At 72.2% G+C, this 12,666-nt stretch carries 11 protein-coding genes; 6 read left to right on the forward strand and 5 right to left on the reverse strand.

The window, feature by feature from the left end; genetic code table 11:
• Window positions 1–230 precede the first annotated feature (230 nt).
• Window positions 231–3,884, forward strand: a complete 3,654-nt coding sequence (locus FM051_RS39560) for a patatin-like protein (protein WP_158852260.1) — start codon at window positions 231–233, stop codon at window positions 3,882–3,884.
• A 59-nt stretch (window positions 3,885–3,943) separates the two neighbouring features.
• On the opposite strand, the gene FM051_RS39565 is transcribed toward FM051_RS39560, so the two are convergent.
• Window positions 3,944–4,411, reverse strand: a complete 468-nt coding sequence (locus FM051_RS39565) for an NUDIX hydrolase (RefSeq protein ID WP_238412975.1) — start codon at window positions 4,409–4,411, stop codon at window positions 3,944–3,946.
• A 169-nt stretch (window positions 4,412–4,580) separates the two neighbouring features.
• Between FM051_RS39565 and FM051_RS39570 the strand changes: the two genes are divergently transcribed.
• Both FM051_RS39570 and FM051_RS39575 read left to right on the forward strand, forming a co-directional pair.
• Window positions 4,581–5,342 (forward strand): alpha/beta fold hydrolase, encoded by a 762-nt coding sequence (locus tag FM051_RS39570; RefSeq protein ID WP_238412976.1) that lies wholly within the window; start codon window positions 4,581–4,583, stop codon window positions 5,340–5,342.
• Between the two features lie 375 nt (window positions 5,343–5,717).
• Window positions 5,718–6,011: a transposase gene (locus FM051_RS39575; protein WP_158852263.1), complete on the forward strand. Its 294-nt coding sequence runs from the start codon at window positions 5,718–5,720 to the stop codon at window positions 6,009–6,011.
• 6 nt (window positions 6,012–6,017) lie between these two features.
• Here the strand turns inward: FM051_RS39575 and FM051_RS39580 are convergent, their stop codons facing one another.
• Together FM051_RS39580 and FM051_RS39585 are read right to left on the reverse strand one after the other, a co-directional pair.
• Entirely contained in the window at window positions 6,018–8,042 is a 2,025-nt protein-coding gene (locus FM051_RS39580) for a glycosyltransferase (RefSeq protein ID WP_158852264.1), read from the reverse strand.
• Window positions 8,039–8,665 carry a DUF998 domain-containing protein gene (locus FM051_RS39585; protein WP_158852265.1) on the reverse strand — a complete coding sequence of 209 codons (627 nt, stop codon included), beginning with the start codon at window positions 8,663–8,665 and terminating at the stop codon, window positions 8,039–8,041. The genes FM051_RS39580 and FM051_RS39585 overlap by 4 nt, the downstream gene beginning before the upstream one ends.
• Window positions 8,666–8,801: 136 nt before the next feature.
• Between FM051_RS39585 and FM051_RS39590 the strand changes: the two genes are divergently transcribed.
• The 3 genes from FM051_RS39590 (at window position 8,802) to FM051_RS39600 (ending at window position 11,626) form a co-directional block, all read left to right on the forward strand.
• Complete coding sequence (locus FM051_RS39590) at window positions 8,802–9,740, forward strand: ABC transporter ATP-binding protein (RefSeq protein ID WP_238412977.1); 939 nt, start codon at window positions 8,802–8,804, stop codon at window positions 9,738–9,740.
• 104 nt (window positions 9,741–9,844) lie between these two features.
• Window positions 9,845–10,564 (forward strand): ABC transporter permease, encoded by a 720-nt coding sequence (locus FM051_RS39595; RefSeq protein WP_158852322.1) that lies wholly within the window; start codon window positions 9,845–9,847, stop codon window positions 10,562–10,564.
• A gap of 99 nt (window positions 10,565–10,663) precedes the next feature.
• The gene (locus tag FM051_RS39600) at window positions 10,664–11,626 is read left to right on the forward strand and encodes a COX15/CtaA family protein (protein WP_158852266.1); all 963 of its coding nucleotides are present in this window, start codon (window positions 10,664–10,666) and stop codon (window positions 11,624–11,626) included.
• On the opposite strand, the gene FM051_RS39605 is transcribed toward FM051_RS39600, so the two are convergent.
• Complete coding sequence (locus tag FM051_RS39605; RefSeq protein WP_033440768.1) at window positions 11,563–12,027, reverse strand: GbsR/MarR family transcriptional regulator; 465 nt, start codon at window positions 12,025–12,027, stop codon at window positions 11,563–11,565. The genes FM051_RS39600 and FM051_RS39605 overlap by 64 nt on opposite strands.
• Before the next feature lie 103 nt (window positions 12,028–12,130).
• Window positions 12,131–12,664 carry a DUF742 domain-containing protein gene (locus tag FM051_RS39610; protein WP_158852267.1) on the reverse strand — a complete coding sequence of 178 codons (534 nt, stop codon included), beginning with the start codon at window positions 12,662–12,664 and terminating at the stop codon, window positions 12,131–12,133.
• Between the last annotated feature and the right edge of the window lie 2 nt (window positions 12,665–12,666).

The raw sequence follows: 12,666 nt of genomic DNA on the forward strand, positions 1-12,666 counted from the left end.
CTCAGGTCCGGTGAGTCGAACCTTCAGGTACCCCGAGTTCAACGTTCGTGGGCCGAGGCGCTCTACGCGAGTGTTGAACTCGGGGTACCTGAGCGTTCGACTCTCGGTACCTGGAGGTTCGACTCTCGGTACCTGGAGGTTCGACTCTCGGGTGGGTGTAATGCGGTGGGGCGGGTGGGCGAGACATCGGTACGGGAAGATCGGGGCGCAATCCGGGGAGGGAGTGCGTGGTGGTCGACGTGCCGCAGGAGGAGATCCGGTTCGCGGTCGTGCTCAACGGGGGTGTGAGCCTCGCCGTCTGGATGGGCGGGGTGGTGCTCGAACTCGATCGGCTGACCAGGGGTGACGGGCCGTACGCGGACCTGTTGGACATGGTCGGCAGCACGGCACGCGCCGACGTCATCACCGGCACGTCGGCGGGCGGCATCAACGGTGCCGCGTTGGCGTTGTCGCAAGTCAACGCCAATGCCCGGCTGGAACGGCTGCGTGACCTGTGGGCCGAGCAGGGGCGGATGGAGCAGTTGCTGCGGACGCCGTTCCGGGGGCAGCCGGTGTCGCTGCTGCGAGGCGACGAGTTCTTCCTGCCGAGGCTCCGGGAGGCGTTGGAGCGCCTGACCACGGACTTCCAGCCCACCCCGCAGGACGACCGGCCGGTGGACCTGCGGATCACGACGACCCTGCTCGCGGGCGTGCCCACGGTCACCCACGACGACCTCGGCCAGACCCTGGTGCAGGCGTCCCACCAGGGCAGCTTCTCGTTCCGCCGCGACCCCGGCGGCCGGGACGACTTCACCGCGGACAAGCTGCCGACGCTGGTCGGCCGGATGGCGCTGGCCGCGCGCTCGTCGGCCTCGTTCCCGTTCGCGTTCGAGCCCTCGTTCATCCCGGTCGCACCCGGCGCGCCCGACGGCGACAAGCCGAACATGGCCGAGGTCGCGTCCTGGGCCAACGACGTCGACAACCGGTCCCGCTACGCGGTCGACGGCGGCGTGCTGGTCAACACGCCGACCAAGGAGGCGTTGGAGGCCATCGACCGGATGCCCGCCGAAGGCCCGGTGCGGCGGGTGATGCTGCTGGTGTTCCCGCACGCGCCCGACGCGGTCGTGGAGCCGGTGGCACCGGTGGACGGCGCGCTGCCCAGCACCATCGCCACCGGCGGCAAGCTCCTCCAGGCGCTGACCAGCCAGAGCGGCCGCACGTACGTCGAGCGCATCGAGGAGCACAACCGCGACGCGGCGTCCCGGCGCGGCGGGCGCAACGCCCTGCTGGACCGGCTCGCCTCGGGCGGTTCGGTCACCGGGAAGCTGTACGCGCTGGCCGCGACCCTGCACGACCACTACGAGGACGTGCGCATCCGGCACGCCGCCCGCGACGTCACGACCCGCCAGTTCGAGGTGCCGGGCGCGAACGCCGCCGGCTGGACGTTCGAACGGGTCCGCGCGGCGGCCGAGGCGGCGCAGCGGGAGTACCGCGCCGAACGCGGCAAGGTGCCGTACGTGCCGACGACACCGCAGCCGGCCGCGTTGCCGGAGCACGGCTGGCCGTGGGGCATCACGATGGCGGACCGGCTCGCGTCCGCCGCGATGGACCTGCTCAAACGCCTGGTGTGGGTGATGCCGGACGCGCAGCGGCTCGCGTTGGCCCGCACGAACCTGTTCGACGTGCGGGCGAAGCTGCGCGCGGCCCGGGTCGAGCTGGACGGGCACTGGACCACAAGCGAGCCGGAGGCGCTGGACCAGCGGTACTGGGAACGGCGGGTCCACCGGTTCGCGCAGAAGATGCTGGACGAACCCGACGGCGTCGGGCAGCGGGTGCGGGAGCAGGTGGAGCGGATCGCGGGCGCCCTCGGCGACGCGCACGACATCCTCGACCAGCTGGACGACGACCAGCTGCGGGTGGGCGCGCTGCGGTCGTGGCACCGGCTGCTGACCGAGCCGCGCACCGACGCGGAGGCCGAGGTGGGGCTGGTGGCGGGCGACCTGTGGCTGTCCCGGGTGCTGGCGCTGGAGGTCGCGGCCACGTGCCTGGCCGACGACACCCGCGACGGCCTCGACCAGGCGGTGGAGCTGGTGCAGATCAGCCTCCAGACGCGCAACGCGTTCGCCGACTACAGCCTCACCGCCGAGGACAAGGCGGGCGGCGCGTCGCTGAACCGGTTCTCCGGGTTCCTCAAGCGGTCCTGGCGGGTCAACGACTGGATCTGGGGTCGGCTCGACGGCGCCACCATGCTGTGCAAGGTCGTGTTCGACCCGAAGCGCCTGCTGCGGGTGGACCGGATGACCGGCGCGGGCGGCGACCCGGACGAGCGGGCCGCGGCCAAGGTGGACGAGCTGGTGGCGAAGCTGTTCGGCGACGGGCTGCCGGACGAGCTGGAGCCGTGCGTCACGCGGGCGAAGGCGGAGCTGGCGAAGGTGTACGCCGCCCCGGACGGCGACCACCCGCCGACGTGCGCGGCGTTGGCCGAGCTGGCGGCGTGGGGGCTGCACACCCGGATCATCTGCGAGGAGCTGCCCGCTCTGCGGGCCGCGATCCTGGCCGACCGGCACGAGGGCGCGGACCGGCGGTCGCGCGGCGAGCTGTTCCTGGAGGAGCAGGCCGCGCTGCTGGCCCGGCTGCCCGTGCGCACGGACGCGGAACGCGTCGAGGTGGGTATGCGGGGGTTGGCCGCGTTCGACCGGGCGGGTATCGGGCGTGAGCCGCTGGTGCAGGAGGCGAGCAGCGACCAGGTGATCCGGACGGCGGCGACGGCGGCGGCCGTGGCGATCACCGTGGCCGACAGCGAGAACTCCGGGCTGGGCACGGCGAAACCGCTGACCAGGACGTTGCGCGGGGCGGCGCTGCTGCCGTACTGGACGATCACCGGGTTGACCAGGGGCGGCCGGTTGGCGCAGTTCCTGGGGCTGCTGGGGTTCGCGTTGGGCGGGGCGCTGCTGGTGCTGGCGTTGTTCGACCTGCTGCCGCCGTGGGCGGTCGGTCCGTCGGCGGCGTTCGGCGGCGGCACGCTGCTGGCCGCGTTCGGCTACGCCGCGCTGCGGTCCGGGACGCTGCTGCACGGGCTGGTGCTGCTGTCACCGGTGATCCCGCTGGTCACGGTGGCGATCGACCGGACACGTGACGCGCTGGCGTCGGGTCAGACCGGTGAGCAGGCCGTGACGGGGATGGTGGCGGTCGGCGGTGTGCTGCTGGTCGTGGTGGGGTTGCTGATCATCGGCAGCCTGCCCGCGCCGGTGGGCACGCCGCTCGCCGTGATCGGCAAGATCCGGCTCAAGCCCCGGCTGCTGGTGCGGGTGCTGGTGGCGGCGGCGATCGTGGTCGGCGTGTGGGCCGTGGTGCGGTACCGGCTGTACGACCTGAACCCGGCGCTGGTGGTCGTGGGCACGGTGGTCGCGATCGTGTTCGGCGCGAGCGCGTCGTACGTGCTGGGCAGTTCGCTGCGGCGGTGGCGGCAGGTGGACGGGGTGTGGGACACGGAGGCCGCCGAGCCGCCCGCGTCCGCGACCGCCGGGTGGGCCGCGGTGTACGGGTCGGTGCTGCTGATCGTCGCCGCGGTGGTGCAGGTGTTCGGGCTGCGGTTCACCGGCTGGGAGGCGGTGCTGGGCACGGCGCTGGCGTTCGGCCTGCTGCTGCTGTTGGTGACGACGTGGTGGGTGCCGTTGCGGGCCAGGCGGACCATCGCCACGTCACTGGTCGAGCAGATGTCCATTGTGGACTTCGAACCGGCGGGCGCGGCCGACGCGCTGCTGAAGCGGCTGGAGGGCCACGGGATGCTGTTCAAGTTCCTCACCGAGCTGGACGACTCCGGCAAGCCCCGGCTGAGCCCCGCCGGCCTCCGCGTGGCGCACCGCGCGGTCCGCCTGTCCTCCACCGGCGAGGACGTCGACTGACGGCAACGGTCGACTGACGGCAACGGTCGACTGACGGCAACGGTCGACTGACGGCGAGGTCAGCGTCCACGTGCCAGCAGTCGGGCGAGAGGCTCCCGGACGTCGGCCGGGTGGAGGTTCAACCGGTCGAACTCGTCGGCCGTCGCCCACCTGAGTTCGAAGCTGTTGTCCGGACCGTGCTCGTCGGCCTCGTCCCCGGACAGGACCGGCGTGCCGGTGACGTCGGTCATCAGGAAGTACGAGGCCGGTCGGCCGTTGTGCCTGCCCGTCCACAGCAGTCGGTCGATCCTGGCCTGGAGCGTCGTCTCCTCGGTCAGCTCGCGCAGTGCCGCCGTTTCGGGGCTCTCCCCCTCTTCGACGTGACCGCCGGGCAGGACCGCGTAGTGGTGGCCGGGGCACCTCGGTCCCGTCCGGCCGGCGTCCTCGCACATGGCGCAGGACCCGGAGGACTCGCGCCTGAGGTAGCGCTTGATGACGAGTGCCCGAGGGCCGTCGACGACCACCGCGACTGCTCTGGGAATCGGCACGCGCTCGATCATGCCGGCGAGCACCGCCACGGGCGGGAGACGCGCGACGGCCGGCTCCCCCGGTGCGGAGCCGGCCGTCCGGTGGGCCTCAGGCGCGTTATGTGGGTTGATGTTGGCATGGGGCAGCGTGCGGACTGGGATGTCGGTGTGGTGTTTTAGGGTGCGGGTCGTGCGTGGATTCTTCACAGCCGACGGGCGGCGGTTGTCGTTTCTGGACTACGGAGGGCGGGGCGCTCCGCTGTTGGCCTTGCATGGGCATTACAACGAGGCGTCCGTGTTCGCGCCGCTGGCCGAGGCGTTGGGCCCGCGGTGGCGGGTGCTCGCGTTGGACCAGCGTGGGCATGGTGAGTCCGACCGCGCCCCGGCTTACGGGCGCGACGGCTATGTCGCCGATGTCGCGGCGTTCCATCGCCATGTGGGCGTTGGCCCGGCGGCGGTGCTGGGCCATTCGCTGGGCGGGGTCAACGCCTACCAGTACGCCGCCCGGCATCCCGGCCAGGTCACGGCCTTGATCGTCGAGGACATCGGCGCGCTGGTGGACTGTGACTGGGGGTTCACCCTGCGGCTGCCACGCCGCGCCCCCACGCGCGAGGCCCTGGCGGCGGCCATCGGTCCGGCCGCCCCATACCTGGCGGGCTCGTTCCGCCACCGACGCGACGGCTGGGGGTTCTCCTTCGACATCGACCACACCGTGCGGTCCCAGAAAGCGCTCAATGGCGACCACTGGGATGACTGGGCGGCGGTGGCCTGCCCGACCCTGCTGGTCCGCGGGGCCCGCAGCGACGAACTGTCCGCCGGGCACGCCCAGCAGATGATCGCCCGCCGCGCCGGCTGTGCGCGCTTGGCCGAGTTGCCCACCGGCCATGTCGTGCACCACGACGCCCCCGACCAGTTCGCCGACCTCGTCCGGGGGTTCCTCGCCGGCGGCTGAGGCGTGTCATGCGCTGATCTTGACGTGGGGAGGCCTTCGTGGCAGATAGATCAAGTCGTCGACGCCTGATCATCGCCGCGAAGGCCGGGTGCCATGCTGCGGGTTGCCGAGTTGTTCGTCCATGTCTACGTCCTGGTCGATGACGCGATCCGGGACGGCGCGATCGCCATCCCCTCCCGACCGGGGTCCGCCCGGCCTGCAGCGACGCCGAGGTGCTCACGATCGCGCTGGTCAGGCACTTACTCGCGCGCCCGAGCGAGTCCGGGTTCCTGGCCGAGGTCGCCCGCGAGCAGCCCGGCTTGTTCCCCGCTTTGCCGCACCAGGAACGCGAGGTCGCCTGCGACCTGCTCGACGGCGACACGGCCCCAGCCGGGCTTGCTGCTCGACCGGGGCTTCCTGGGCCGGGAGTTCGCCGCTGAGCAGGAAGAACGCGGCACCCAGGTGGTCATCGCCCATGGCAAGGCCGACCGGAAGCGGCTCAGCAAGACCCGGCGGCGCCCGGTGGCCGCGCTGCGCAACCGGGTGGAGACCGTCTTCGCCGAGGTCACCGAGCACCTCGGCCTTGCCCGCCACAAAGCCAAGACCTTCTGGAGCCTGCTCACCCGCACCGCCGCCACCCTCGCCGCCCACACCCTGCTGCGCCTCAACCTGCTGGAACAACCCACATAACGCGCCTCAGGCGGCGAGGGCCGGGGCCTGCCGGACCTCGGGCAGGCCGATCGCCCGCGCGTACAGGGACTCGAAGGTGTCCAGGGTGGTGTCGATGGCGTGGGCGGCGATCATCTCGCTGCTCGCCGCACCCATCCGGGCGGTGACGGCCGGGTCGGCGGTGACGGCGTGCAGCCGGTCCGCGAGCCCCCGCACGTCGCCCGGCGTGAACAGCCAGCCGTTGCGCCCCGGCTTGCACAGGTGCGGCAACGCCATCGCGTCGGCGACCACGACCGGCCTGCCCGCGGCCATCGCCTCCATCGTCGCCAGGCTCTGCAACTCGGCCACGCCCGGCATGCAGAACACGTCGGCGCCGGCGTAGGCGTCCAGCAACTCGTCCTCGCCCACGAACCCGCGGAACCTCACCCGGTCGGTGATGCCCAGGTCACGGGCCAGCAGCTCCCACTCCGCCCGGCACGACCCGTCGCCCACGATCTCCGCGTGCAGCCGCGGCACGAGGGCCAGCGCCCGCAGCAGCTCGTCCACCCGCTTCTCCTCGTCCAACCGCCCCACGAACAGCACGGTCGGCGCGTCGGTGTGCCGCACGGGCGTCCGCAGCCGGTACCGGTCGATGTCGATGCCGCAGGAAACGGGGACGGCCCGGGGCGGGAAACCGTTGTCGTGCAACAGCTGCACGGCACGCGGCGTCGGCGCGGTCACGACGTCGGCCAACCCGAACACCCGGCCCAGATCCCGGTACGCCCACCGCGAGGCCAGGCCCTGCAGCCACACCGGCACGTGGGCGTGGCCGAACAGGTTCTCCGGCATGAAGTGGTTCGTCGCCACCGTCGGGATGCCCAGCGCGGCCGCCCGCCGCAGCACGTACCGGCCGACCACGAAGTGCGCCTGGACGTGCACCAGATCCGGCCGCAGCTCGTCCAGCAGCACCCCGACGTCCTTGCGCACCTCCCACGGCAGCCCGATGCGGAACGCGCTGTAGAACGGCGTGCGGTGCGAACGCAGCCGGTGCACGGTGATGCCGTCGACGTGCTCGGTGCCGGCCTTGCCGACCGGGTCCGGGCAGATCACGTGCACGTCGTGGCCACGACCCGCGAGGCCGGTGGCGAGGCGGTGGGCGAAGCGGGCCGCGCCGTTGACGTCCGGTGGGAACGTCTCCGCGGCGATCACGATCCGCATGGCGCGTCCGTTGGTCACTGTCGTCTCCGATCGTGTGGGAACTGCGGGAAGGGTTCGAGTACGGGCCAGTGCGACGACACCGCCGATGGCGACCGCCGCGCAGACGAGTTCGGCCGCGGCGATCGCGCCGCTGGTCCGGGTCGCCTCCCCGAGCAGCCCCGCGCCGATGCCGACGGCGACGAGCGGGTCCACCACGGTGAGGCAGGCGACCGCCAGGTGCGGCGGTCCGCTGGCGTAGGCGTGCTGGATGAACCAGCCGCCGACGAGCAGGGCGACGACGATGCCCGCCGCCGAGAACGCGGTCGTCCACGCCAGGCCGCCCTGCTGCACGTCCTGGGACACCGACCGCATGAGCACGGAGACGAAGCCGTAGGCGACACCGCCCGCCGCGCCGAAACCGAGGGCGCGCACCGCCGGGCGCGTCGCCAGCACCGCGACCAGGCCGGGCACGGCGATCAGGCCGAGCGCCACGAGAGCGGCCTTCAGCTCGGCCTCCGGCACCACCGCCGTGGATGTCGCGCTGCCCGCGGCCAGGAGCACGAAAGCCCCGACGCCGAACGTGGTCCACGCGACCGCGGGCAGCTCACGGCGGCGACCGTCGAGCACGGCCGTGATGCCGATGGCGACCACCCCGACCGGCTGCACCACGCTCAACGGCGCCATCCCCAACGCCGCCGCGTGCACACCGGCGCCGAGGACGAGCAACACCAGGCCCAGCAGCCACCGCGGCCTGCGCAGCAGCTCCAGCACCCGCAACGCGCCCTCGCTCGCCCGCACGGCGTCGTGCTGCAGGCGTGCGGCGAATGCGAAGAACACGGCCCCGAGGACCGCGAGCAGGACGGCGAGCCACGTCATGACGACTCCTCACGGCGGAGGACGGCCGAGGCCAGGGCGAACAGCAGGCAGTACAGGAGCGCGAACAGAACCCGCTCGAAAAGCCCGAGCACGACCGCCCCACTGCCCGGGTACACCACCGCGGCGTGGCTCAGCATGAATGCGACCGAGGTGATCCCGGCGGCGACGGAAAAACGGCGCACGGTGGTACTCGTGATGAACGTCCGGGAAATCAGCCACCCCGCCAGCGGCAGGCTCGCGAACATCACCGCGCCCGCGTACCGGTGCACCGCGCCCGAGAACGACGTGGGCGCGCCGGTGGGGTCCGTGGGGAACACGGTGGCCACCGCCAGCCCCGCCGCCCACAGCCCCATCAGCACCGCGACCGGCCCCCGCCTGGGCAGACCCGATCGGACCAGGGCGACGAGCAGACCCACCGAGGCCGCCGCCAGGGACAGCGCGGTGACGGCCAGCAGACCGCTGCCGTTGTCCACGAAGATGTAATCGCTGATCGTGTGGGTGATCGGGCTAAGCTCTCCGACCGACGCCACGTGCAGGTAAACAATCGGGAACAGCGACAGGACGAATCCCACAACAGCCAGCGGCAACACCGCCGCCCGTCTTTTCCCCCGGATCTCCACCACGAGGAAAATCCTGGCCGGAATAGGAGGCCGAGGATATCCGGAACACCCCCGAGGCGACCCTGAAGCCACCCCTAGACCCCTGGTAGGGCTGACCCCACCACCGGGGTGGGTGCGCCACGCCTTAGGCTTCCGCGTCGTGAGCCCGCACCCCCAGCACCCTGCCGTGGAAGTGTCGGGGCTGGTCAAGCGCTACGGCTCGACCGTCGCGGTGAACGGACTCGACCTCACCCTGGAAACCGGCACGGTTCTCGCACTCCTCGGCCCGAACGGCGCCGGGAAAACGACGACCGTCGAAGTGTGCGAGGGATTCCGGGCGGCCGACGGCGGTGTGGTCCGCGTCCTCGGGCTCGACCCCCGGCGCGACGGCGACAAGCTGCGCCCCCGGATCGGCGTGATGCCGCAGGGCGGCGGCGGTTACCCCGGCGTGCGGGCGGACGAGATGCTGCGGCTCGTCGCCGCCTGCGCCGCCAACCCCCTCGACCCCGCGTGGCTGCTGGACGTGCTCGGGCTGTCGTCGTCGGTGCGCACCCCGTACAAGCGGCTGTCCGGCGGACAGCAGCAACGCCTGTCGCTGGCCTGCGCCCTGGTCGGACGCCCTGAGCTGGTGTTCCTGGACGAACCGACCGCCGGCATGGACCCCCAGGCCCGTCGCCTGGTGTGGGAACTGGTGTCGGCGCTGCGCGCGGACGGCGTCACCGTGCTCCTCACCACCCACCTGATGGACGAGGCCGAAGCCCTCGCCGACCACGTCGTCATCGTCGACGCCGGCCGCGTCGTGGCGCAGGGCAGCCCCGTCGAGCTGACCGCGCACCACGCCGACGACCGGCAGCTCCGCTTCCGCGCCCGCCCCGGCCTGGAGCTGACGCTGCTGCGCGACGCCCTGCCGGAGGGCATGCAGGTGCGCGAAGCGAGCAGGGGCACCTACCTCGTGCAGGGCCACATCGACCCGCAGGTCCTCTCCACCGTCACCTCGTGGTGCGCCCAGCAGGGCGTGCTGGCCGAGGAGCTGACCGTGGCCAAGCGGAGCCTGGAAGACGTGTTCCTCGAGCTGACCGGCAGGGAGCTGCGCTCGTGACGGAACCACACTTCGGCGCCGGGAGCTCCGGCGGGAGCTTCGGCACCGGAACCTTCAGGCCGGGCACCTTCACCCCCGCGCCCGGCCGGGGCAGCCTCGGTCGGATGCTGCTCGCGCAGGCCCGCACCGAGACCGTGCTCACGCTGCGCAACGGCGAGCAGATCCTGCTGACCGTGCTCATCCCGGTGGCGCTGCTGGTCGTGATGAGCCTCATGGACGTCATCCCGGTGCCCGAACCCCGTGTCGGCTCGGCCACGGCGCGCATCCTCGCGCTGGCGGTGATCTCGTCCGCGTTCACGGGGCAAGCGATTGCGCTGGGCTTCGACCGGCGCTACGGCGTCCTCAAACGCCTCGCCGCGACCGCGCTGCCCCGCTGGCTGCTCGTCGCCGGACGGGTCGCGGCGGCACTGGCCGTGGTCGCCGTGCAGGTCCTGATCATCGGCGTCACCGCCCTGTTCATGGGCTGGCAGCTACCGTCCGTGACCGGCGTGCTGTGGGCGTTCGTGCTGATCGTGCTCGGCACCCTGTCGTTCGGGGCGCTGGGCGTGCTGCTCGGCGGGGCGCTGCGGGCGGAGATCGTGCTCGCGCTGGCGAACATCGTGTGGTTCGTGCTGCTGCTCATCGGCGGCGTCGCGCTCGGCGCGGACAGCCTGCCGACGTGGCTCGCCACCGTCGTCGACGCCCTGCCGTCGGCCGCGCTGGCACTGGCCCTGCACGACGCCGTGGTCGACGGCGCCGCACCGAGCCTCGGACACGTCGCCGTGTTGGTGGTCTGGGGTGTGGTCGCCGGCGCGCTGGCCACCCGGACGACGAAGCTCGGCTGACAAAGCTCGGCCGACGAAGCTCGGCCGACGAAGCTCGGCCGACGAAGCTCGGCCGACCCCGGCGGGCGGGTCTCAGGGAGTGGTACCTACCATCGGGTCGTGTCCGCCCCATCCTGGCTCACCACCTTCCTGAGCACGTTCCAGCGCACGTTCGCCATCGCCGTCGTGATCGCCCAAGGCGGCATCGCGGTCACCGGGTCGATCGTGCGGGTGACCGGATCGGGCCTCGGCTGCCCCACCTGGCCGCAGTGCTTCGAAGGCAGCCTCGTGCCCGTCGAACACCCCGAGGTGGCGTCACTGCACCAGTGGGTCGAGTTCGGCAACCGCACCCTCACCGGCGTGGTCGGCGTCATCGCCGGCCTGTGCGTCCTCGCGGCCTGGTTCAACCGGCCGCGCCGCAAGCGGGTCCTGGTGCTGGCGCTGGTGCAGTTCGGCGGCGTCGTGGTCCAGGCCGTGATCGGCGGCTTCACCGTGCTCACCGGCCTGCTGTGGTGGACGGTCAGCGTCCACTTCCTGGTGTCGATGGGGCTGGTCTGGTTCGCCGTGCTGCTGGTCGCCGCGCTCGGCGAGGGCGACGAACCCGCCCGGCCGCGCGTGCCGAAGGCGTTGCTGCGGCTCCAGGTCGTGCAGGCGGTGACCTTGGGGCTGCTGCTGATGGCCGGCACGTTCGTCACCGCCGCCGGGCCGCACGCCGGCGACGCGGCCACCCCGCGCCTGGACGTCCCGGTGGACACGCTGTCCCAGGTGCACGCGGACCTGCTGTTCCTGTTCCTGGGGATGCTGATCGCGCTCGGCTTCGCGTTGCGCGGCCACCCCGTGCCCCGCCGGCCGTACTACGCGCTGGTGGCCGTGGTGCTCGCGCAGGGCACGCTGGGCTTGGTCCAGTACTGGACCGGTGTGCCGGAGGTGCTGGTCTCGCTGCACGTGCTGGGCGCGGGCGCAGTGGTCGTCGCCACCGCCGCCCTGTGGGTGTCGACCCGCGAACGGCCGCACCGGCCTCACCTGGAGGAGGAGGGCCTGCGCTCCCAGACGGCGGGCAGTTCGGTCGCCAGCCAGGTGTAGAGGTCGTCCACGGTGCGCAGCCGCATGGCGCGCTCCGGGTCACCGCTCATCAGCCGCATCCCGGACTCGGTCAGCTCGCGCACGCTCACCAGCGCGTCCAGCTTGCGCTGGATCAGGTCGACCCACCGCTTCTCGTCGATCCGGTACTGCGCCGCCTGCCGCCCGCGCCGGGTCCGCTTCGTCACCAGGCCCGCGTTGACCAGGAACTTCAGGTTCGTGCTGATGGAGCCGCTGCTGGCCTCCAGCTCCTGCGACAGCTCGGCGGCGGTGCGCTCGGTCGGCTGGCACACCAGCAGGTAGCCGAGGATGCGGCCGCCGATCAGCGGGATGCCCTCCTCGGCGAAGTGCGCCGCGAACCGCTCGATCCACGCCGACAGCCGCGTTTCCCGTCCGACGCTCATCCGACCCCCTGGGCTCGTCCGGCCGATGCTTCGGTCGATACTGAAGCCATAGTAGGTCGGGTGCTGATCTTCGTGCAAAGGCGACGCGCGTTCGGCTCGCCGGTCAGAGGCGGCGGAGGCCGGCCAGGACGCGTTCCATGAGGCCCAGGTCCGGCTGTTCGCCGTCGGTCGTCGCAGTGCGGTGGACGTCGATCAGGCCGCGCTCGGCCATGTCGCCGAGCAGGACCTTGGCCACGCCCAGCGGCAGCCGCAGCAGCGCGGCGATCTCCGCCACCGACCGCGGCCTGCCGACCAGCGCGATCACCTCGTGGTACTCGGCCTTCATGCCTCCCGGGTAGTCCCACTCGACGGCCGACACCAGCGTCTCGATCTCCAACTGGAACGACGACGTGGTGCGGCCGCCCGTCCACGAGTAGGCGCGGACGATCGACGCCGCCTCCTCGCGCGGGTACTCGAACTCGTCCTCGTCGTCGAACACCGGGCGGTGCGGCTTGGTGTCCCCGGTCGCAGTGGGTTGCTCGGGCTTCGGCCTCTCCTGCCTGTCCTGCTTGCGGCGGCGGGAGGAGTCGAGGCTGAACCCGTTGAGCAGAGCGGCGAACGTCTCGTCGGACGCTGCGGGCTCCTCGTTCCGGTCCATGA

The organism is Saccharothrix deserti (genome assembly GCF_009769385.1).
In the GTDB taxonomy this organism is placed as follows: domain Bacteria; phylum Actinomycetota; class Actinomycetes; order Mycobacteriales; family Pseudonocardiaceae; genus Actinosynnema; species Actinosynnema deserti.

Coding starts and splice junctions, on each gene's coding strand:
- FM051_RS39580 (WP_158852264.1), bottom strand. CDS start 8,042: ATGACGTGGCTCGCCGTCCTGCTCGCGGTCCTCGGGGCCGTGTTCTTC.
- FM051_RS39595 (WP_158852322.1), top strand. CDS start 9,845: ATGCTGCTCGCGCAGGCCCGCACCGAGACCGTGCTCACGCTGCGCAAC.
- FM051_RS39605 (WP_033440768.1), bottom strand. CDS start 12,027: ATGAGCGTCGGACGGGAAACGCGGCTGTCGGCGTGGATCGAGCGGTTC.
- FM051_RS39610 (WP_158852267.1), bottom strand. CDS start 12,664: ATGGACCGGAACGAGGAGCCCGCAGCGTCCGACGAGACGTTCGCCGCT.